General features: G+C 60.2%; 18 protein-coding genes. 11 read left to right on the top strand and 7 right to left on the bottom strand.

From position 1 onward, the window contains the following. Positions 1-60: 60 nt before the first annotated feature. Complete coding sequence (locus tag PMI16_RS10745; RefSeq protein WP_007879343.1) at positions 61-558, top strand: asparaginase domain-containing protein; 498 nt, start codon at positions 61-63, stop codon at positions 556-558. A 168-nt stretch (positions 559-726) separates the two neighbouring features. Here PMI16_RS10745 and PMI16_RS10740 read toward each other — a convergent pair whose 3' ends face one another. The 5 genes from PMI16_RS10740 to PMI16_RS10720 all read right to left on the bottom strand — a co-directional run bounded on the left by PMI16_RS10740 (position 727) and on the right by PMI16_RS10720 (position 7,156). Continuing rightward, complete coding sequence (locus PMI16_RS10740; RefSeq protein ID WP_007879342.1) at positions 727-1,788, bottom strand: porin; 1,062 nt, start codon at positions 1,786-1,788, stop codon at positions 727-729. A gap of 81 nt (positions 1,789-1,869) precedes the next feature. Further along, positions 1,870-2,949 (bottom strand): ABC transporter ATP-binding protein, encoded by a 1,080-nt coding sequence (locus tag PMI16_RS10735; protein ID WP_007879341.1) that lies wholly within the window; start codon positions 2,947-2,949, stop codon positions 1,870-1,872. Positions 2,950-3,014: 65 nt separating this feature from the next. After that, entirely contained in the window at positions 3,015-4,772 is a 1,758-nt protein-coding gene (locus PMI16_RS10730; protein WP_237719850.1) for an ABC transporter permease, read from the bottom strand. A gap of 234 nt (positions 4,773-5,006) precedes the next feature. Then, positions 5,007-6,125, bottom strand: a complete 1,119-nt coding sequence (locus PMI16_RS10725) for an ABC transporter substrate-binding protein (protein ID WP_007879338.1) — start codon at positions 6,123-6,125, stop codon at positions 5,007-5,009. A 62-nt stretch (positions 6,126-6,187) separates the two neighbouring features. Further along, a complete protein-coding gene (locus PMI16_RS10720) occupies positions 6,188-7,156 on the bottom strand; it encodes a tripartite tricarboxylate transporter substrate binding protein (RefSeq protein WP_034380078.1) in 969 nt (322 codons plus the stop codon). Between the two features lie 369 nt (positions 7,157-7,525). Here PMI16_RS10720 and PMI16_RS10715 point away from each other — a divergent pair, with 369 nt between their 5' ends. Further along, a complete protein-coding gene (locus PMI16_RS10715; RefSeq protein ID WP_007879334.1) occupies positions 7,526-8,203 on the top strand; it encodes a response regulator in 678 nt (225 codons plus the stop codon). Continuing rightward, complete coding sequence (locus PMI16_RS10710; protein WP_007879332.1) at positions 8,200-9,696, top strand: sensor histidine kinase; 1,497 nt, start codon at positions 8,200-8,202, stop codon at positions 9,694-9,696. Before PMI16_RS10715 ends, PMI16_RS10710 begins: the two co-directional genes overlap by 4 nt. A 12-nt stretch (positions 9,697-9,708) precedes the next feature. Here the strand turns inward: PMI16_RS10710 and PMI16_RS10705 are convergent, their stop codons facing one another. Continuing rightward, positions 9,709-10,614: a LysR family transcriptional regulator gene (locus PMI16_RS10705; protein WP_007879330.1), complete on the bottom strand. Its 906-nt coding sequence runs from the start codon at positions 10,612-10,614 to the stop codon at positions 9,709-9,711. Between the two features lie 129 nt (positions 10,615-10,743). On the opposite strand from PMI16_RS10705, the gene PMI16_RS10700 reads away from it, so the two are divergent. Both PMI16_RS10700 and PMI16_RS10695 read left to right on the top strand, forming a co-directional pair. Next, the gene (locus tag PMI16_RS10700) at positions 10,744-11,811 is read left to right on the top strand and encodes a YeiH family protein (RefSeq protein WP_007879327.1); all 1,068 of its coding nucleotides are present in this window, start codon (positions 10,744-10,746) and stop codon (positions 11,809-11,811) included. A gap of 281 nt (positions 11,812-12,092) precedes the next feature. Further along, entirely contained in the window at positions 12,093-13,202 is a 1,110-nt protein-coding gene (locus PMI16_RS10695; RefSeq protein ID WP_237719845.1) for a glycosyltransferase family 2 protein, read from the top strand. Positions 13,203-13,314: 112 nt separating this feature from the next. Here the strand turns inward: PMI16_RS10695 and PMI16_RS10690 are convergent, their stop codons facing one another. Further along, positions 13,315-13,785, bottom strand: a complete 471-nt coding sequence (locus tag PMI16_RS10690; protein ID WP_007879325.1) for an SRPBCC family protein — start codon at positions 13,783-13,785, stop codon at positions 13,315-13,317. 109 nt (positions 13,786-13,894) lie between these two features. Here PMI16_RS10690 and PMI16_RS10685 point away from each other — a divergent pair, with 109 nt between their 5' ends. From PMI16_RS10685 to PMI16_RS10660, 6 genes are all read left to right on the top strand, one after another. Continuing rightward, complete coding sequence (locus PMI16_RS10685; RefSeq protein ID WP_007879324.1) at positions 13,895-15,958, top strand: UvrD-helicase domain-containing protein; 2,064 nt, start codon at positions 13,895-13,897, stop codon at positions 15,956-15,958. A 108-nt stretch (positions 15,959-16,066) separates the two neighbouring features. Further along, positions 16,067-16,846 carry a class I SAM-dependent methyltransferase gene (locus tag PMI16_RS10680; RefSeq protein ID WP_157212604.1) on the top strand — a complete coding sequence of 260 codons (780 nt, stop codon included), beginning with the start codon at positions 16,067-16,069 and terminating at the stop codon, positions 16,844-16,846. Between the two features lie 250 nt (positions 16,847-17,096). After that, positions 17,097-17,891 (top strand): basic amino acid ABC transporter substrate-binding protein, encoded by a 795-nt coding sequence (locus tag PMI16_RS10675; RefSeq protein ID WP_007879322.1) that lies wholly within the window; start codon positions 17,097-17,099, stop codon positions 17,889-17,891. Between the two features lie 132 nt (positions 17,892-18,023). Next, a complete protein-coding gene (locus tag PMI16_RS10670; RefSeq protein ID WP_007879321.1) occupies positions 18,024-18,767 on the top strand; it encodes an amino acid ABC transporter permease in 744 nt (247 codons plus the stop codon). After that, positions 18,748-20,025 carry a TIGR03862 family flavoprotein gene (locus tag PMI16_RS10665; RefSeq protein ID WP_007879320.1) on the top strand — a complete coding sequence of 426 codons (1,278 nt, stop codon included), beginning with the start codon at positions 18,748-18,750 and terminating at the stop codon, positions 20,023-20,025. Before PMI16_RS10670 ends, PMI16_RS10665 begins: the two co-directional genes overlap by 20 nt. After that, positions 20,022-20,234, top strand: a complete 213-nt coding sequence (locus tag PMI16_RS10660) for a SlyX family protein (RefSeq protein ID WP_007879318.1) — start codon at positions 20,022-20,024, stop codon at positions 20,232-20,234. The genes PMI16_RS10665 and PMI16_RS10660 overlap by 4 nt, the downstream gene beginning before the upstream one ends. The last annotated feature ends 4 nt before the right edge of the window (positions 20,235-20,238 follow it).

Here is a 20,238-nt window from a genome sequence, read left to right as displayed (position 1 = left end):
GCTGGTGCCGAGATGTGGGGTATGATGGCAACGACTCATTCTTTCTGATTCGTCACCATCATGACTTTACGCATCATCGCCACCGGCGGCACCTTCGACAAACACTACGACGAAATCGCCGGCCAGCTCGGGTTCACCACCAGCCACCTGCCTGAAGTGATCGCGCGGGCACGCCTGACCGTCCCCGCGACACTGGAAGAACTGCCCCTGCTCGACTCGCTCGACATGCAGGACATCGACCGCCGCCGCGTGCTGGCCTCGTGCGACCGCTCGGAAGAAAACGCCATCGTCATCATCCACGGCACCGATACGATGCAAGACACCGCACGCGTATTGGGCGCCGCCCAGCTCGCCAAAACCATCGTGATCACCGGTGCCATGATTCCCTACGCCATCCAGGGATCGGACGCGCAATTCAACTTCGGCTTTGCCTGCGGCGTCGCGCAGGTGCTGACGCACGGCGTCTATGTTGCGATGAACGGCCGCGTTTTCGCATGGGATCAGGTGCAAAAGAACCGCAGCGCCGGCGTGTTCGAGCCGATCGATCCGCAAGACTGATTCCGCTTTTCTGCCGATTCATAAAAAAAAGCGAGGCCGAAGCCTCGCTTTTTTAACATCATCACAACCGGTGGAAGTCGCTACAAAATGAAGCTGACTGGGCGCACCGATGCAGACAGTACTTTATCGGTGCAACAACGCCAGCTTCATTTTTAGCGGCTTCTACAATTAGAACCGGTGTTGCATGCCCAGTGTCACACCGGTCTGGCTGTTGCCAAACCCGACATCGTCACGCGACAGGCCAACCAGTTGATTGTTCTTGGCCTTGGCATAGGCACCGCTGGCATACAGATCGGTGCGTTTGGACAAGGCGTATTTCAGACGCAGCGAATACATGATCGGATCGGCATCGGTTACCAGATTTTTCTGATTCTGATAGTAGATGGCGCCGATCAGGCTCCATGCCGGCGTGAACTTGTACGTCGCGCCGCCCCAGTAGAAATCGCTGCGCAAATCAGCCGCGCCGGATGCCTGCGTCTTCTTGAAATAACGGTAGCCGAGATTGAACTTCAGTTCCTCCATCACCTGATAGCCGGCAGCCAGATGCACCGTCGTGGTCTTGTCATAGGCGCCGCCGGCAACCGCCGCCGTGCCGTTGACGCGATCGTAGGTGGTCGCCAGCGAGAACGGACCGGTACCGTAAGCCACGCCGACGCCATACTTCGACGTGTCGCTGACGCTGCCGGCCACTTCGCCGAAGCCGTACATCGCGCCGATCTTGACGCCGCCGAAATCACCCTGGTACTTGATCATGTTCGACACGCCGGTCGGCATGCCGTCCTTGCGGCCGCCGGTGGCGCCGGCGGACGTCACCCACGAATACTGCGCCGAGTAACCCATCGGGTCGAACGGCAGGATGAAGTCATAGGTGGTGCTGAACGAACGTCCGGCGACGACGCGGCCGAAGCTGCCTTCCAGGCCGACGTTGGATTGGCGGTTGAACAGTTGGTTGGCATCGCCGTCGAAGGCGCCGGTATCAAGCTTGAAGCCGTTTTCCAACTGGAAGATCGCCTTCAATCCGCCGCCCAGATCCTCGGTGCCGCGAAAACCGATGCGCGAAGTATTCATCGCGCCCGAACTCATGCGCGTCACGCTGCCGCCGTTGGCGCCGGCGTTGTTGACGTATTCGATGCCGGTGTCGATCAGGCCGTAGACGGTCACGTTGCTCTGTGCCGCCGCCGCGCCGCTCAGGGCCGACAGGATTGCTGCTGCCAATAGTTTCTTTTGCACTCTTCGTTCTCCTTGGTAAAAATCGTTTTTATGGTCCTGTGACATTTTTTTATTCATGCTCCTCCCTGCTGAGTGAATCAATTAAAAGGCCCAGAGCGCTTGCTCCGGCAGGGTCAGCCAGTACTCGCCCTGTTCCAGCTTGTGCGGCGCGTAGGCGCGCAAGCCGACCGTTGTGCTGTCCGCGCTTTTGGCTTTGAACAGGCACTCCCAGCGATCGCCCAGATACATGCAGGTCGACAGGGGAAGGCGAATGGCGTTATCGGTCTGGTGATCGGCGATGCGGACTTGTTCGAGGCGGATGATCCCCGTGACGTCGTTGCCGGTACTGCCGCCGCGCGCCGTGGCGAGCACGGTGCCGCCTTCGACCTGCAAGGTGACGCGCTGGCCGTCGCGCTGCAGCACCTTGCCGGGCAGGCGATTGTTGCTGCCCATGAATTCGGCGGTGAACAGGGTATCCGGCGTCTGGTACATGCTTTGCGGCGTGCCCTGCTGTTCGATCTTGCCGTTGTTGAGCAACAGGATGCGATCAGAAATCGCCATCGCCTCGCCCTGGTCGTGCGTCACCATCAGCGCCGACAGGCCGAGACGCACGATCAGCTCGCGCAGGAAGGCGCGCGCTTCTTCGCGCAGCTTGGCGTCGAGGTTGGACAGCGGCTCGTCGAGCAGGATGACTTGCGGGTTGTAGACCAGTGCGCGCGCGATCGCGACACGCTGTTGCTGGCCGCCGGAGAGTTGATGCGGGAAACGTTCGCCGAGATGACCGAGGCCGAGTTGCGACAATACGGCCTTCACCCGTTCGGCGATCTCGCTGCTGCCCATCTTGCGCAGCTTGAGGCCGTAGGCGACGTTGTCGAACACGGTCTTGTGCGGCCACAGCGCATACGACTGGAACACCAGGCCGAGGTTGCGTTCTTCGGCCGGCATTTCAAACTTGCGCGAGCCGTCGAAGACGCGACGGTCGGCGATGTCGATGGTGCCCGCCTTGGGCGATTCCAGCCCGGCCACCGCGCGCAGCAGCGTGGTCTTGCCGCTGCCGGAAGGTCCGAGCAGAGCGACCACTTCGCCGCGCTGCAATTGCATGGAGACGCCCTTGAGAATCGGATTGGCGCCGGCGCCGCTGCCGTAGTCCAGATGCAGGTCGTTGACGGTAAGTTCTGACATGATGATTCCTTTGGTTGCGGGCTGCGGCCGACGTCATTGCGCCGCAGCCTCGTGTATTGGATAAGTTAATCGTGGAGCTTGATGCCGAAGCGCAGCGCAATGCCGAGGCCGATCGCCACCAGCGTGATGTTGATGAAGGACAGCGCCGCCACCAGTTCCACCGCGCCGGCCGCCCACATCGAGACGATCATCGAGCCGATCACTTCGGTGCCCGGCGACAGCAGGTACACGCCGGTCGAATACTCGCGTTCGAAGATCAGGAACACCATCAGCCAGGCGCCGAGCAGGCCGTACTTGACCAGCGGCAAAGTAACGTCGCGCGTCACCTGGCCGCGCTGCGCACCGACGGCGCGCGCCGCTTCTTCCAGCTCCGGACCAACTTGCAACAATGCAGTTGTAATGAGGCGCAGGCCGTAAGCCATCCACACCACCGAATACGCCAGCCAGACCGAGAAAATGGTCGAGCGCAGCGAGCGCAACTGCGGAATGAAGCTGTCCACCAGCCAGCGCGCGACGTCGTTGTCGAAGCCCTTGAGGAAGTTGTCCAGCAAGGACGGCACGAACAGGAACACCCACAGGAAGGACAAGCCGGCCAGCAGGCCCGGCACCGCACGCGGCACCAGCACGCTGTAATCGAGGAAGCGGGTGATGCCGTCGTTCTTGCGGTGCATCGCCAGCGCGATCGCGCTGTAGCAAGCAACGGCAATCGCACCGCCGATCACGCCGATCAGCACGGTGTTGATGATGCCGCGCACCAGCGACGGCTGATCCCAGACGTCGCGGAAGTTTTGCAGCGTCAGCACGTCAAGCAATGTCACGCCGTCGCCCCAGTGCGAAACGAAGGTGCGCAAGGCAATGCCCGACAGCGGCACGATCACGGTAAACAACAGCCAGCCGGCGATCAGCGCAAACGCGATCCAGCGCCACTTGCCCAGCGGCAGCGCTTTCTGGCGCGCGCCCTTGCCCTTGATCGAAACGTACTTGTTGGCCGACTTCAGCAGCCAGCGTTGCAGCATCACCAGCGGCATCGTCACCGCCACCAGGCAGACCGCGACCGCCGCCATCAGGTGATACGAAGGCGTGCCGAGCTTGTTGGTGAGTTTGTAGAGATAGGTCGCCAGCACCAGATGGCCTTCCGGATCGCCGAGCACCAGCACCAGGCCGAACACTTCGAAGCCGAGGAAAAACACCAGCACGCCCGAATACGCCAGCGCCGGCATGATCATCGGCAGCGACACGTTGAGCGCCACCTGCAGCGGCGATGCGCCGGAGACGCGGGCGGCTTCTTCGACGTCGGAACCGAGGCTCTTGAGCGCCGCGGAGGCGTACAGGTAAACGTGCGGCACGTGCGTCAGGCCGGCGATGACGATGATGGCCGGGAAGGAATACACGTTCCACGGATCGCCTTCGAAACCGAACACCGACAAGAAATTGCGCACCCACACCGTATAGAAGCCGACCGGCCCCATCGACACCACATAGCCGAACGCGATCACCATCGGCGACACGAAGATCGGCACCAGCAGCATCGGCGCAATCCAGCTGCGTCCCGGCAAATCGGTGCGCACCATCAGGAAGGCCAGCATGCCGCCCAGCGGCACCGCGATCAGCGCCAGGCCGGATGCCAGATAAAAGCCGTTGACGAAGGCCTGGCGGAAATCCGGATCGTCAAAAATGAACCGGTAGGAATCCAGCGTCAGCGTCTTCACCGGCGCAAAGAACGGCGCCGACAAAAAGCTCTGATAGAAGATCAGCAGCAGCGGCACGAAGATGGCCAGCGACGCCAGGGCGACAACGACGCCGCGCGGCCAGTTCAGGCGCATGCGGAAACGCTTGCCGGCAGGCTCGAGGCGTTGAGGGGTTGAAAGTGTTTGCATAAATGTTGCCACCTAAGAAGAAGACAGCTCCGTGCCGCTTCCCATCCGAAAGTCCGGACAAGCCTCCGGCCAGGGAAGGCGCAAAAGCGACTTCCCACACGAAGAGAGGAACGGTGATGTCTTGAAAACTGCAGCCCGGCCGGTTAGCCGGACTGCTTGTTGCAGAAGACGCGCGGCAGCTTATTTCTTGCCGGCCGCGTCCTTCCATTGCTTCAGGAAAGCCAGACGCTTGGTCTGGTCCAGGTACTCCAGCAATTCGGTGCCGACCGGCATCGGCTTCAACGCCGATCCCAGTTGCTTGTTCAGTTCCGCCGATGTGGTGGCGCCGGTCACGTCGCCGCGGATGGCGAACAATTGCGCGTCATTGGCGATGATGGTCTGGCCGCGCTTGGACAGGATGTAGTCCATCCACAACTTGCCGGCATTGAGGTTCTTGGCAGACTTGTTGACGAAGATCACGCGCGACAGCACCAGGTTGTAATCCTTGGTGAAGGCGATGCCGATCGACGGATCCTTCTTGGCGCGGGTCAGCGCGTAAGGACCGAGGATGTTGTAGCCGATCAGGTTCTCGCCGGAGGAAATGCGTTCGAGCATGGTGCCGGTCGAGGACTGCACGCGCACCGCCACGCCGCCGAGGGCCTTGGCGAAGTCCCAGAACTGCGGATTGAGTTTCAGGTCATGGGTGATCAGGCTGAAACCGACGCCGGATTTTTCGATGTCGTAGGTCGTGACCTTGTTCTTGTACTTGTCGAGCCTGGTGGTCAGCAGTTTGGTGAATTCCGCGTGCGTGGTCGGCACTTCGGCTTCCGGTACCAGTCGCTTGTTGTAAACGATGGCGGCAGGTTCATAGGTGGTGCCGTAGGCGGTGTCTTTCCAGTTCGCCCATGCCGGGATGGCGGCGGCTTCCGGCGATTTGTAGGCCAGGCCGTAACCTTCCGACGCCAGCTTGACCTGCAGGTCCATCGAGGACGACCACATCACGTCGGCAGTGGCGCCGCCGGCAGCCGCTTCGGAGATGAAGCGGTTGTAGACTTCGGTGGAGTTCATGTCGTTGTATTCCACCTTCACGGCCGGATACAGCGCGCTGAAATCCTTGATCAGCGATTCCGCCGCCTTGGAGTCCGTCGTGCTGTAGACCACAACCTTGCCCTCTTTCTTCGCCGCTTCGACGACCTTGGCATAGTCGGCGGGATAACCGGCCGGCACTTGTGCCAAAGCGTACGAGGACAAACCGGCCAGCGGCAGAGCCAGGGCCAGGGCAACAGTGATGCGGCGCTTCACGAATACACGAACGGACATGCGAAATCTCCTTTAGGTTTTATGGTGGGCAGGAAGAGCCCGGTCAATGTTCTTCAATGTGCTTATCTGACCAGCCCCAGTTCCTGCGATTGCTTGCGATATTGCTCAACGATCTTGCGGACGTATTCGGTCAGTTGCGAGCCCGTCATGGAAAACGGATAGAGGCCGCTGGCCGCGCGTTGGCGCTTGAATTCTTCCGTCGCCATGGCGCGGTCGAAGATCGCGACCCAGCGCTGGTAATCGGCGTCCGACGCATGCGCGCTCATATAAAAGCCGCGAATGATCGGCCACACCACGTCGAAACCCTGCTCGCGCGCGGTGGCGACGCCGGACAGCACGCCGGGCAGGCGTTCTTCGGCCAGCACGGCGAGGATGCGGAACTTGCCTTCCTTGATATAGGCAGCGGCTTCCGAGGCGTCGCCGGAAATCACTTGCACGTGATTGGCCTGCAAGGCCGTGAACGAATCGCCGCCGCCTTCCAGCGCGACGAAACGAAAATTCTTCGGATCGATATCTGCACGGCGCGCAATCATCGCTACCTTGAGCCAGTCCTGGCTGCCCACCGTGCCGCTGACGCCGATGGTGATCTTGCCCGGGTCGTTGCCCATGGCCTCGACCAGCTCGCGCAGATTCTTGTAAGGCGCATCGCTGCGCACGGCGATCATGCCGTAGTCGGTGCCGACGCCGGCCAGCCAGCGCACATCCGACACCGCGGCCTTGCCGTACTTGCCCTGCGCCAGGTTCAGCAGCGAACCGCCCGAAAACGTCACCAGCGTGTCCGGCCCGCCGCGCCGTTGCGAGACCACCGAGCTCCAGGCCACGGCGCCGATGCCGCCGGGCAGATAACTGATCTTGATCTCGGGCGCACCTTCTTTCGCCGGCAGCACCTTGCGCATCATCTTGCAGGCGCCATCCATCCCGCCGCCCGGCTTGGCCGGCACGATACACTCCGTCGCCTGCGCGGACAGGGCGCACAGCGAAAGCACGCCCGCGAGCAGCAACAGCATGGAATGCCGGATGGTCGACGTCATGACGGCGATCAGGCGTAGTGCAACGGACAGGTGAAAATGCGCGCGCGAATACAAGTACAAGTACAAGTACGTATTGGGATCATGCCGGGTCTCCACTTTATATATTTTGTTTTTATTGATTCGATGATGTGGGCGCATGCTACCCGCCCAAACTTTCATTCGGCTTTCAGTGTTGCGAAACGAGCCGTCGGGCAGATCGCCTCCGCGCCAACCCGCTATTGCAAAGGCTGCGCATCTGTTAGCATCCGCAGCTATCCGTGTTTGCCGATTGCCGCCCTGTGGTGATTCATTCATGGATTCAGTCCTTGTATTTGATCCTTGTATCCGGTCCGTGCCTCATTGCACCGCACCATATTTCTCATTGTCATCATGCGCATTCTATTGGTCGAAGATCACGTCGAACTTTCCCGCTGGCTGTCGAAGGCCTTGCAGGACGCGCATCTTACCGTCGAGTGCGCCAACAACGGCGCCGATGCCGACAGCCTGCTGCTGACGCAGGAATATGCGCTGGTGATTCTCGACCTGACGCTGCCGAGGATGGACGGCCTGGAAGTCCTCAAGCGCCTGCGCGGACGCGGCAGCCGCACGCCGGTGCTGATCCTGACGGCGCGCGGCGGACTCAACGACCGCGTCAACGGACTCAACCTCGGCGCCGACGACTATCTCGCCAAACCCTTTGAACTGGTGGAACTGGAAGCGCGCGTCAAAGCGCTGCTGCGGCGCGCCCAGGGCAATGAAGCGGTCACCGTCAATTGCGGCGCACTGAGTTTCGATACGGTGTCGCGCATGTTTACCTACGGCGGCGCCATGCTGGCGCTGACGCCGCGCGAACATGCCGTGCTCGAGGCGCTGATCACGCGCGCGGGCCGCACGGTGCCGAAGGAAAAACTGTTTCAGGAAGTGTTCTCGCTCGACGACAACGCCAACGTCGACGCCATCGAGATCTACATCCACCGCTTGCGCAAGAAACTCGACGCCGTCGAAGAGGGCCGCGTCTCCATCACCACCTTGCGCGGCCTCGGTTACCTGCTGCAAGCCGCCGGATGATACGACATTTCGCCATGGCCAGGCTCGGCAGCCTGCGCAGCCAGCTGATGCGCTGGCTGCTGGTGCCGTTGCTAATCCTGGTGGCGCTCGACGCGGTGTCGGTTTACTACAATGCGCTGGAAGTCGCCGACATCGCCTACGACCGCTCGCTGCTGGCATCGACGCGCGCGCTGGCCGAGCGCGTCTCGGTGGTCAACGGCCATGTCGTGGCCGACGTGCCGTACGTGGCGCTCGACAGCTTCGAGACCGACACGCTGGGCCGCATCTATTACAAGGTCACCGGCGTGAAAGGCGAATTCGTGTCCGGCTACGACGACCTGCCGCCGTTGCCACCTGACGTCAAACGCTCGGAAGCCTATCCGGCGCTGGTGCGTTTCTACCAGGCCGATTACCACAACCAGCCGGTGCGCATCGCCGCGCTCCATCAACCGGTCTACGACGACAGCATGCGCGGCATCGCCCTGATCCAGGTCGGCGAAACCATGGATGCGCGGCGCGGCATGACGCGCAAGATCCTGTTCGACACCATGTGGCGGCAAGGCGTGCTGGTGGTGGTCGCGGCGCTGCTGGTGTGGTTTGCCGTGCGCTTCGTGCTGCGCCCGCTGATGCAATTGCGCAGCGACGTCGAGTCGCGCGCGCCGACCGATTTGTCCGATTTCGATCCCGACCGGGTGCACAAGGAAATGCGTCCGCTGGTGCTGGCCATGAACGGTTACATGGAGCGCCTGCAAACCCTGATCACCGGACAGCGCCGCTTCATCGCCGACGCCTCGCATCAGTTGCGCACGCCGCTGACGGTATTGAAGACGCAGGCGGAACTGGCGCTGCGCGAATTCGACCGCACGCCCGACCGCCTGCGCGCGCATCAAGACCTGCGCGCCCTGCGCGAACTGGTCGAAAGCATCGCCGGCACCACCGACTCCACCGTGCATCTGGCCAATCGTTTGCTGACGCTGGCGCGCGCCGAACATGGCGCGGCCGAAGGCGGCATCGCACCGGTCTCGCTCACCGGCGCGGCGCGCCAGGTGGCGTTGGAACTGGCGCAGCACGCCGTCGCCAAGCACATCGATCTGTCTTTCGATGCCGCCGGCGACGTGCTGATCGACGGCAGCCCGCTGCTGCTGCACGAACTCGTCGTCAACCTGCTCGACAACGCGATCCGCTATACGCCCGCGCACGGCAAGATCGGCATGCGCGTATTCGAACAGCGTATCGGCGACGACTTGCATGCGGTGCTGGAAGTGGAAGACAGCGGTCCGGGCATTCCCGCCGCCGACCGCGAGCGCGTGTTCGCGCCGTTCTATCGCGCCCCGGCGGCGCAGCTCGCCAATCCGCACGGCGCCGGCCTCGGCATGTCGATCGTGCGCGACATCGCCTCGGCGCATCGCGGAGAAATCATCTTGTCAGACGGCGCCAACGAGGGAGCCGACAATCCGGACCGGCATCATGGCCTGATCGTGAAAGTGCGTTTTCCCGCCTCGTCGCGCAAATAATGACGCCCGGCCTCAGCCCTGTTCGCGCTGCAGCGCCCAGTCGCGAAAGAACTCCAGCAGCGATGCCAGCCGCAGCGACAGCACGCGATGTTTGTTGCGCACCAGATAAAAGTGCCGGCGCAACACCGGCAGCGGCGTCGCCAGTTCGATCAGCCGTCCCGACTCCAGCAAATCCTTGACCACCGCGCGCGACAGGCAACTGATGCCCATGCCTTCCGCCGTGGCGCGCTTGATCGCTTCCGAATTGCCGAACTCGCAGGCCGACGGCAAGTGATGCAGGTAAGGCAGCAAGGCGTGCTCGACGGCTTCACGCGTGCCGGAGCCGGTTTCGCGCAGCAGCCAGTCGGCCTCGCTCAGTTTCTTCAGCGTGAGTTTCTTGCCTTGCGCCGCCAGCGGATGCGTCGGCGCGGCCACGACGATCAGCTCGTCCGTCATCCAGGGTTCGACCAGCACATCGCCGGCATGGCACGGTCCCTCGATCAGGGCGGCGTCGACCTCGAAATTGCTGACGGCGGCGACGATGTCGGCGGTATTGGCCACCAGCGCACGCACGCGCAGTTGCGGGTGATCGCGGCGGTAGGCGGCAACCATCGCGGGCAGCATGTAGCTGCCGATGGTGGTGCTGGCGCCGATATGCAGTTCGGCGCCAGCCTGGTCGGGCGCCAGGAATTGCTGCTCGATGGTGTGCGCGGCGTCGAGCATGTGCTGCGCCTGCGGCAGCAGCAGACGGCCGTTGTCGTTCAGCACCAGCCGTTTGCCGACGCGATCGAACAACTGCACGTTCAAGCCGCCTTCCAGTTCGTTGAGCGCGGCACTGGCCGCCGATTGCGACAAGGCCACCGCTTCCGCCGCAGCCGTGGTGCTGCCCGACTGCGCCACCGCCAGGAAAATCTGCAATTGCCGCAAAGTAATTCTCATTGGATCGACCGTTCCATCCGTTATCTACCTATTATTTGGGTAGATATTAACAAAATAACGTGTTTTTCTTTTAAATTACCGCGCGTTAAAGTGCCCTCATTCCGATCACCCAAGAATGACAGGCACATCATGAATACCTCGCCGATCTCCGCAGTCGCCGTTCCGACACCCCCGCTGGCGCGTTTCATCCCCGGCCTCGCGCTGAGCGCCGCGCTGGCATTGGCGTCCATCGAAGCCGGCAAGAACGCCTGGCTGCAGGCGCACGGTTTCAGCGCGCTGACGGTCGCCATCGTGCTTGGCATGCTGATCGGCAACACGGCATTCCCGCGCATCGCCGCCGGTTGCGGCAGCGGCGTGGCGTTTTCCAAACAAAACCTGCTGCGTCTGGGCATCGTGCTGTACGGCCTGCGCCTGACTTTCCAGGACATCTCGCAAGTCGGCATCAGCGGCGTCGTCATCGACGCCTGCATGCTGACGTCGACGTTTGCGCTTGCCTGGTTCATCGGCGTCAAGGTATTCAAACTGGAACCCCATGCCGTCATGCTGATCGGCGCCGGCAGCTCGATCTGCGGCGCGGCGGCGGTGATGGCGACGGAACCGGTGCTGCGCGCGCGCAGCGAACAGGTGACCGTTGCGGTCTCGACCGTGGTGGTGTTCGGCTCGGCGGCGATCTTCCTGTACCCGCTGTTGCACGGCCTGAACTTCTGGCAGGGCCATGCCGACTTCGGCGTGTACATCGGCTCGACCGTACATGAAGTGGCGCAAGTGGTGGCGGCGGCGCGGTCGATCGACGAGCACACCGCCAACACCGCGGTCATCGCCAAGATGGTGCGCGTAATGATGCTGGCGCCTTTCCTGCTGATCCTGTCGGCTTATGTGCAACGCGGCAAATCGGCGACGCATGCCGGCGGCGGCAAGGCTTCCCACATGGCCGGCATCCCCTGGTTTGCCTTCGCCTTCATCGGCGTCGTCGCGCTGCATTCGCTATTTCCCATCCCGGCTGCCGTCACCGGCGCCCTGCTCGACGCCGACACCTTCCTGCTGGCGATGGCGATGGCGGCGCTGGGCCTGACCACGCACCTGTCGTCGGTGCGCCGCGCCGGGATGCGTCCTTTGCTGCTGGGCGGGTTGCTGTTTGCCTGGCTGATTGCGGGCGGCGCGCTGGTCAACCTCGCCATCGCTTATGTACTGCACTGAATCCATCGACTTGCAATGAACAAATCTTTACAACTTGCAAAAGCCGCCGATGCGAACAGGACGGTTTTTGCGTTGTTTCACCCGTCGCTATTCCGCATAAAACAGCGGTTTTGACGGATATCGGATCAAAAGAAGAACAAGTACCGGATTTGACCTGTTATTGCCGCTTTGCCACATCTGCCGCCGAATTAAGATTGCGGCAACATAGACTGATGTGTCGGACGGCTTCTTCGCGGCCGGACGCGACACGGCGGAACCGCCGTTAAAGGTGCCGCAAACTCTTGCAGCAGAACCAAGTAAAAATTCATCAGGCCTTGTCCATTTCCACCGCTGAAAACGGCAAAGGAAATGACCTGATTCGCGCTGGCCCAGGGATCCCGGTTGAACATGAAAATGGCACCGCTCTCCAGGTTTCGATCTTCCGTAAAATTTACTTTGACACCGATCTATCCTCATCCATGCTGACTGCGCTCATCCCAACCAAGAATCACGGCATCTATCTCGAAAATCTCATTTCCAACGTCGTTTTCGGAGAGCACTCACCGGTATCGCAATTGCTCATTTGCAACGACGCCTCCACCGACGATACGGCCGCGATACTGGCCAAGTACGCCGGAGATTCGCGCATTCGCGTGTTTGAGAATAAAGCCAGCATCGGCGCCATGGCCTCGTTGATGACGATGTATCACCATGTCGACACGGCATATGTCATGTTCATGGCAAGCGACGATTTTTTCTACCCGGAACAAATGGGCCGGCTGCTGGAGGAAACGGTAAAGCGCGACGCTTATGTGGGATTTGGCAAATACACCATTCTGGATGGCGATCAAATCACTGAACTGCACCACCCCGGATGGCAAGCCAGGCACTTTAACGGCGCCGATGATTTTCGCGCTTTGCTCGGTTTCGACCACTATGCATTTCTCTGCACAACGGTCTTCCGCAAAGATTTTCTACCAAAGCACGGCCCGGACAGCATCCCTTACGATCTCTCGCTGAATAGGCAGGTATCTGTTGATGGCCTGGGGGAGTTTCGGGGACACGACTGGAATCTGGCGATTGAAATGGCCGCCATGTATCCCGAAAAATTTCATTTTCAAGACGAATACTGTGGGTGCTTCCGGAAAGTTGCCTCGCAACTTTCGTCGGATGAAGTTTATGTCCATACAGGCCGGGCATCATTCGAAATGGCCATCCTGATCCTGCGACATCTGTCGGACTATCGCCTGCGCAAACGAATTAAAGATGTCGACCTGTTCAGGAATTCCGTCAAAAATCTGTTTTACGCAAAATTTGGCGGAGTCACCGAAGCGGCCAAACAGTCCGACAATTTCAATGCCATATATAAGCCACTGATATTGGCCGCGGATACGCTGATCAACAACATGTAAATCGCGCGTATTGTGCAAGGCGCAAGCTGCCAAATGTCTTCGCAAACAAGGTCATATCACCAGCGCCGGTGGAAGAGTTCATCAGAAATCCCCTCTCCCCGGCGAACGACTGCTAGTGCAGCGAGCCTTTGATGATCAGATCGCGAATGATGCGGATGGTGTCGATGTCCGCCTCTTCATACGCCGAGCGGCGGAACTGGTCGTAGAAGGCCTTCTCGGTATCGACTTCTTCCGGCGCGCCGTCGTCGTATTCGAAACGCACGAACAGCGCGTCCTCCTCCGGCTCTTCGATGGTCATGCTCATTGTGGAGTTGGGGATTTCTCCCTGCGCCGGCACCTGATAATGCACACGTTGCAGCGGCTCATAGGTAACGATGTCGTGAATGCGCAATTCGCCGTAACGCAACATACGCTTGACCGAGTCGGCGGTCTTGTCGGACAGCCGGCATTCGTCGAGATGTTCCATGAACAATTGCGGCGCTTCGGCGCGCATGACGAGGCCGCGCCACAGCTGTTCGCGGGTCAGGTTGTCGATCAGCGGATTGAGCGGATCGTTGATTTGAATCAAGTGGTTGAATTTCATGCTTCGGCCTGTTTCTGGATGCCGCCATTGTCCCACAGAAGGCCCCGGCCCGGCTTGCCCGGCCTGCTACAATGGCGCGTTATCCCCACCGTACCGAATCGATCCCCGCATGTCTGCCGCCCCCGCATTTGGCCTGAACGCTCCGCAAAGCGAAGCTGTGTTGTACATGAACGGTCCTTGCCTGGTGCTGGCCGGCGCCGGTTCGGGCAAGACCCGCGTGATCACGCAAAAGATCGCCCACCTGATCGAGAACTGCGGCTACGAGTCGCGTCACATCGCCGCGCTGACCTTCACCAACAAGGCTGCGCTGGAAATGCAGGAACGCATCGCCAAGCTGCTCAAGGAACCCAAGCAGGCCAAGCACCTGACAGTGTCGACATTCCACTCGCTGGGCGTGAAGATCCTGCGCCAGGAGGCCAAGAACCTGGGGTTGAAGGATCGCTTCTCGATCATGGACAGCGACGATTGTTTTTCGCTGGTGCAAGATCTGGCGGTGACGACCGACAAACAATTGATTCGCCGCATCCAGAATTCCATGTCGCTATGGAAAAACGGCCTGGTCGATCCGGACCTGGCTCTCAGGAATGCCGTCGATGAAGAAGAGGCGGTCGCCGCGCGCATCTATCGCAGCTACGTCGCCACGCTGTCGGCTTATCAGGCGGTCGACTTCGACGACCTGATCCGCTTGCCGGTGGAACTGTTCCGCAACAATGAAGAAGTGCGCGATCGCTGGCAGCGCCGCCTGCGTTACCTGCTGGTCGACGAATATCAAGATACCAACACTTGCCAGTACGAACTGGTCAAACTGCTGGTCAGCGGCATCGGCAAGAAGCCGATGTTCACTGCCGTGGGCGACGACGATCAGGCGATCTATGCCTGGCGCGGCGCGACGATTGAAAATCTGAAGACGCTGCAAATCGATTTTCCGAATTTGCACCTGATCAAGCTGGAACAGAATTACCGTTCCAGCACGCGTATTCTGCAAGCCGCCAACTCGGTCATTTCCAACAATCCCAAGCTGTTTGAAAAGGCGCTGTGGTCGGAACACGGCCTGGGCGACCCGATCAAGGTCATGGCGATGGACGACGACGAAGCGGAAGCCGATCAGGTCGCCATCATGCTGTCGGCGCATCGTTTCGAGCGGCGCGCAAAATTTTCCGACTATGCGATTCTGTATCGCGGCAACCATCAGGCGCGCATCTTTGAAAAAGCCTTGCGGCGCGAACGCATTCCTTATGTAATGTCGGGCGGACAGAGTTATTTCGACCGCGCGGAAATCAAGGACATCATCAGCTACCTGCGCCTGATCGCCAATCAGGACGACGATCCGGCGTTCATCCGCGCCGTCACCACGCCGCGTCGCGGCATCGGACAGGCCACGCTGGAAGTGCTGGGCACGGTGGCCGGTCAATGGCAGTGCTCGCTGTTCGAAGCGGTATACAAGGGCTCTCTCGAGGACAAGCTGCCCGACAAGCAATTGCTGCCGCTGCGCCAGTTTTGCGATTTCATCAACAACCTCGAATCGCGCGCCAGCCGTCCCGGTCCATCCGGCAGCGGCGAGAACGCGGCGCAGGTGCTCGACGACATGATGGAAGCCATCAACTACGAAGGCTACGTCTACGACGCCTTCGACGAGCGCCAGGCGCAAAGCAAATGGCAGAACGTGGTCGACTTCACCAGTTGGTTGAAAGAACGCGGCAACGGCGGCAAGGACGGCGAAGGCGATGAAAAGAATCTGCTGGAACTGACGCAGATGGTCGCACTGATGACCATGCTCGAAGGCAAGGACGAAGAGCAGGATGCGGTACGCATGTCGACGTTGCACGCCTCCAAGGGGCTGGAATATCCGCACGTGTTTTTGATCGGCGTGGAAGAAGGCATCCTGCCGCACAAGGGTGATGCCGATGCGCCGGCCGAAACCATTGCTGCGCGCATTGAGGAAGAACGCCGCCTGATGTATGTCGGCATCACGCGCGCCCAGCGCAGCCTGCAGATCAGCTGGTGCAAACGCCGCAAGCGCGCACGCGAATACACGGCCTGCGATCCGTCCCGCTTCATCAAGGAAATGAACCTCGATGTCGGCGACGCCGTGCCCAAAGAGGAAGAAGTGATCACACCACAAAACCGGCTGGCGAATCTCAAAGCCTTGCTGCAAAAACCACGGGAAATTTGAATTTTTTCACACCAGGGACATCAGAATTGATACACAATGACCGCTCACGAAAGTATCGATCCAGTCCATCGACAATGCACACAAGACATTGTACAAAGGGGAATCACAATGACTCAACACACATCGCCAGTGACATGCCCTGTTTGTTTGCTTCCGGCGGGGAACTACTCCATGCAGGCAGGTGCTTACCGGATTTTCAAATGCACCGGATGCGGGTTGGAGCACACCTATCCCGTGCCGACGCTTGACGAGCTCTCTGCGTTTTATACCGGCTATACCGATATCCGCGCAGCAGATGACGTCGTCCTGCGTAACGCCGGTCGCAATATCGCCGCGCTGGCGGCATATGGCTACACACCGCAAAAATCCATGCTCGATTTCGGTACCGGTGACGCCAGCTTCGTCACCCTCGCAGGCCAACAATGTTATGGCATCGATTTCAAAGATTCCGGCGTCGAGCGCGTTTATCGACAACTCTCCGATTTACCGGTGAACTCATTCGAGTTCATTACCTTGTGGGGTGTACTGGAGCATCTGAACGATCCGATGGCGACCATCAAGGAACTGACGCCGATGCTGGAACCCGGCGGCAAGATGATCATCACGACCGTCGATGCAGAAGGGCCCATCCCCTATTACTACAAACCGGTGGAACACCTGACCTATTGGACGCACAAGGCGTTCAATACCTTGTTTGAAAAATGCGGATTGAAACTCGTTGAGCATCGTCCGTACATGATGATGCAAAAATCCGCCATTTACCTGGATCGCCTGCTCAGCAGAACCCCCGCAGATTATCGGACGGCTTTTAATCCGACCCTTGCCGGTCTCCCGGAATATGTGGAAGTGCCGACCAATGAAATCTTCGTCGTGGCAGAAAAAGCATAATCCCGACGCCGCGGTCGCTTCCGGCGGCCGGGCGCGACATGGGTCTCTTGCATGATATCCATATGATGATTGATGCAACACGCTTGTTGCGTACGACTCAACTTTCGCACACCAGACAACAGCTTACTCAGCCTATAGTGCGAAATCCATTCGTAAACGTTTACAATTCCTCCCTTTCCGAATCTCCCGAAAGCACCTGCCCGCGCGCGGCTTCGGATCTCCTGTTGTTTTCATTTTTACAAGGTTGGTCATGAGCAAGTTCTTCAAGCAAGTCGTCCCTGTATTGGCGTTGGTCGCCACCCTGTCCGCTTGCGGCAAAAAAGATGAACCGGTCGCGCAAGCGCCGGCAGCTCCGGCGACCAAGGTGTATCTGGTCGGCGTGGAGTCGGCTTATGCGCCGTTCTCCGCAGAAAACGAACAAAAAAATGTGGTCGGCTTCGACATCGACGTGATGAAGGCGCTGGCGCAAAAGATCGGCATCGAAGTGAAGTTCGTGCCGACGCCGTTTGAAGGTTTCTTCAACTTCCTCGCGCAAGGCGACCGCGACCTGTTGATCTCGGCCATCACCATCACCGACGAGCGCAAGCAGACGGTGGATTTTTCCGAGCCGTACTTTGAAGCGACGCAACTGATCGCGGTGCCGGCCAACGACGCCAAGGTGCAGAAGTTCGACGATCTGAAAACCCTGAAGGTCGGCGTGCAGAGCGCCACCTCGGGCGACGAGATCGTGCAGCAGTTGCTGGGCAAGAACAATCCCAACATCAAGCGCCTGGACTCCACCCCGCTGGCCCTGAAGGAACTGGAAACCGGCGGCGTCGATGCAGTCGTGGCCGATGACGCGGTGGTCAAGAACTACATCACCAACAATCCGTCGAGCAAGCTGCGCACCGTCTCCGACGCCGGCTTCCCGAAAGAGTATTACGGCATCGCCGTGCGCAAGGGCAACACCGAGCTGCTGAACAAGGTCAACAAGGGCATGGCCGAACTGAAGGCCGACGGCACGTTCGACAAGATCAGCGAAAAATACTTCGGCGCGAAGAAGTAATTTTTACCTGCCGCCGGAGCCAGCTTCCGATCAATAGAATCAAGGCTGGCAGCGGCGCTGCGGTATAATTCGAACAAATGCGTAATCCAGCCGGATTGCGCATTTTTCATGTCCACTACTCGACTTTTCACCATGGATTTCCGCTGGAGCATCATCGAAGGCTACGCGCCGCTGTTCGTCAAGGGCTTCTTCATGACGCTGGAAGTCGCCGTGATCAGCATCATCGCGGGCACCGTGATGGGCCTGTTGCTGGGCATGCTGCGGCTGGCCGACGTGCAGCACGGCGCGTGGAAATACGTGTTGCGCGCGACCAAGTGGATTGCCGGTTTTTACGTGGCTTTTTTTCGCGGCACGCCGCTGTTCGTGCAGATCCTGCTGATCCACTTCGCCGTGATGCCGGTGCTGATCCATCAGGACCACGGCCTGCTGATTTCCGGCGAACTGGCGCGCACCATCAAACAGGACTACGGCGCTTTCGTGTCCGGCATCGTGGCCTTGTCGCTCAATGCGGCGGCATACATTTCCGAGATTTTCCGCGCCGGCATCCAGTCGATCGACCGCGGCCAGAGCTATGCGGCATCGAGCCTGGGCATGGGTTATCGCCTGCGCATGCGCTACATCATCCTGCCGCAGGCGTTTCGCCGCATGCTGCCGCCGCTGGGCAATGAAGCGATCACGCTGCTCAAGGACTCCTCGCTGGTGTCGACCATCGGCCTGGCCGAACTGGCCTACGCCGCGCGCACCGTCGCCGGCAGCTACTCCCGCTACTGGGAACCGTACATCACCATCTCGGTGGTGTACTTCACGATGACCATTTGCCTGGCCATGCTGGTGGCCAGACTGGAAAAGAAATACAGTGCCCCATCCCGCCACTGATCCGGAAAGCGTCGCCAAGGTCGCCATCATAGGCGGCGGCCCGGCCGGCCTGATGGCCGCCGAAGTGCTGGCGTTGAATGGCGTGCAGGTCGATCTTTACGACGCCATGCCGTCGGTGGGACGCAAGTTTTTGCTGGCCGGGAAAGGCGGCATGAACATCACGCATTCGGAAGACATTGACGGCTTCCTCTCGCGTTACGGCGCGCGCCGCAACGAGATTGCGGCGATGCTGCAAGACTTCGGCCCGAACCAGTTGCGCGAGTGGATACACGGACTTGGCATCGACACCTTCGTCGGCAGCTCCGGTCGCGTTTTTCCTGCCGACATGAAAGCAGCGCCTTTGCTGCGCGCCTGGCTGCATCGCCTGCGCGAAGCCGGCGTGCACTTTCATATGCGGCATCGCTGGCAAGGATGGGATGCCAAGGGCAAGCTGCGCTTCGCCGCGCCTGACGGAGAAATCTCCGTCTCCGCCTCTGCAAGCATTCTTGCACTGGGCGGCGGCAGCTGGGCGCGGCTCGGCTCGGATGGCGCATGGATGGCGCTGCTGGGCGAACGCGGCGTCGATCTTGCGCCATTGCAGCCGTCCAACTGCGGTTTCGACGTCGACTGGAGCGAACACTTCCGCAGCCGCGCTGCCGGAGAGCCGCTCAAGACCATCGCCGCCACCGTCATGCTGAGCGACGGCACGCCCCTGCGCCGCCAGGGCGAATGCATCATCACCGACACCGGCATTGAAGGCGGTCTGATCTATGCGCTGTCGGCGCCCTTGCGCGATGCAATGACACCTTCCACGCCGGCGACGCTGTATCTCGACTTGCTGCCGGACTGGACGCCCTCGCGCGTGCTGAGCGAGCTGCAACACCCGCGCGGCGCGCGCTCGATGTCCAGCCATCTGCAAAGCCGCCTCAAGCTCAAGGGCGCGAAAGCGGCGCTGCTGCGCGAATGCACCAGCGCGGAGGATTTCCGGGACATGCACAAGCTGGCGCAGGCCATCAAGGAACTGCCGGTCCGGTTGCGCGCACCGAGGCCTATCGACGAAGCCATCAGCAGCGCCGGCGGTGTACTATTTGAAGCCATGAAAGATGATCTGATGCTGCATCGCATGCCCGGCGTATTCTGCGCCGGCGAGATGCTGGATTGGGAAGCGCCTACCGGCGGCTATCTGCTGACCGCCTGCTTCGCCAGCGGGCGCGTTGCCGCACGAGGCGCATTGCGTTGGTTGAACACGCCGTCAACCGACAAGGAGAAAACATCATGATCGACGAAGAACGTCTGGTCGACATCGAACTGAAACTGACGCATCAGGAAGACACCGTCGATGCGCTCAACAAGATCGTCTACGAGCAACAAAAGAAAATCGATGAGTTGGAAAAGCTGTTGACCACGCTGGCGCGACAAGTCAAGGACACCGCCAACAGCGTCGGCGAACAGCGCTCCATCGAAAACGAAAGACCGCCACACTATTGATTGC

Source organism: Herbaspirillum sp. CF444, from assembly GCF_000282135.1.
Taxonomy (GTDB): domain Bacteria; phylum Pseudomonadota; class Gammaproteobacteria; order Burkholderiales; family Burkholderiaceae_D; genus Herbaspirillum.
The sequence above is the reverse complement of the archived record's forward strand: the minus strand, read 5'-3'. Positions and strand labels throughout refer to the sequence as shown.

Bases quoted from the DNA above. Each gene is read 5' to 3' on its own strand.
- PMI16_RS10745 (WP_007879343.1), top strand. From the start codon at position 61: ATGACTTTACGCATCATCGCCACCGGCGGCACCTTCGACAAACACTAC.
- PMI16_RS10735 (WP_007879341.1), bottom strand. From the start codon at position 2,949: ATGTCAGAACTTACCGTCAACGACCTGCATCTGGACTACGGCAGCGGC.
- PMI16_RS10730 (WP_237719850.1), bottom strand. From the start codon at position 4,772: ATGCGCCTGAACTGGCCGCGCGGCGTCGTTGTCGCCCTGGCGTCGCTG.
- PMI16_RS10725 (WP_007879338.1), bottom strand. From the start codon at position 6,125: ATGTCCGTTCGTGTATTCGTGAAGCGCCGCATCACTGTTGCCCTGGCC.
- PMI16_RS10720 (WP_034380078.1), bottom strand. From the start codon at position 7,156: ATGACGTCGACCATCCGGCATTCCATGCTGTTGCTGCTCGCGGGCGTG.
- PMI16_RS10715 (WP_007879334.1), top strand. From the start codon at position 7,526: ATGCGCATTCTATTGGTCGAAGATCACGTCGAACTTTCCCGCTGGCTG.
- PMI16_RS10710 (WP_007879332.1), top strand. From the start codon at position 8,200: ATGATACGACATTTCGCCATGGCCAGGCTCGGCAGCCTGCGCAGCCAG.
- PMI16_RS10705 (WP_007879330.1), bottom strand. From the start codon at position 10,614: ATGAGAATTACTTTGCGGCAATTGCAGATTTTCCTGGCGGTGGCGCAG.
- PMI16_RS10700 (WP_007879327.1), top strand. From the start codon at position 10,744: ATGAATACCTCGCCGATCTCCGCAGTCGCCGTTCCGACACCCCCGCTG.
- PMI16_RS10690 (WP_007879325.1), bottom strand. From the start codon at position 13,785: ATGAAATTCAACCACTTGATTCAAATCAACGATCCGCTCAATCCGCTG.
- PMI16_RS10685 (WP_007879324.1), top strand. From the start codon at position 13,895: ATGTCTGCCGCCCCCGCATTTGGCCTGAACGCTCCGCAAAGCGAAGCT.
- PMI16_RS10680 (WP_157212604.1), top strand. From the start codon at position 16,067: ATGACTCAACACACATCGCCAGTGACATGCCCTGTTTGTTTGCTTCCG.
- PMI16_RS10675 (WP_007879322.1), top strand. From the start codon at position 17,097: ATGAGCAAGTTCTTCAAGCAAGTCGTCCCTGTATTGGCGTTGGTCGCC.
- PMI16_RS10670 (WP_007879321.1), top strand. From the start codon at position 18,024: ATGGATTTCCGCTGGAGCATCATCGAAGGCTACGCGCCGCTGTTCGTC.
- PMI16_RS10660 (WP_007879318.1), top strand. From the start codon at position 20,022: ATGATCGACGAAGAACGTCTGGTCGACATCGAACTGAAACTGACGCAT.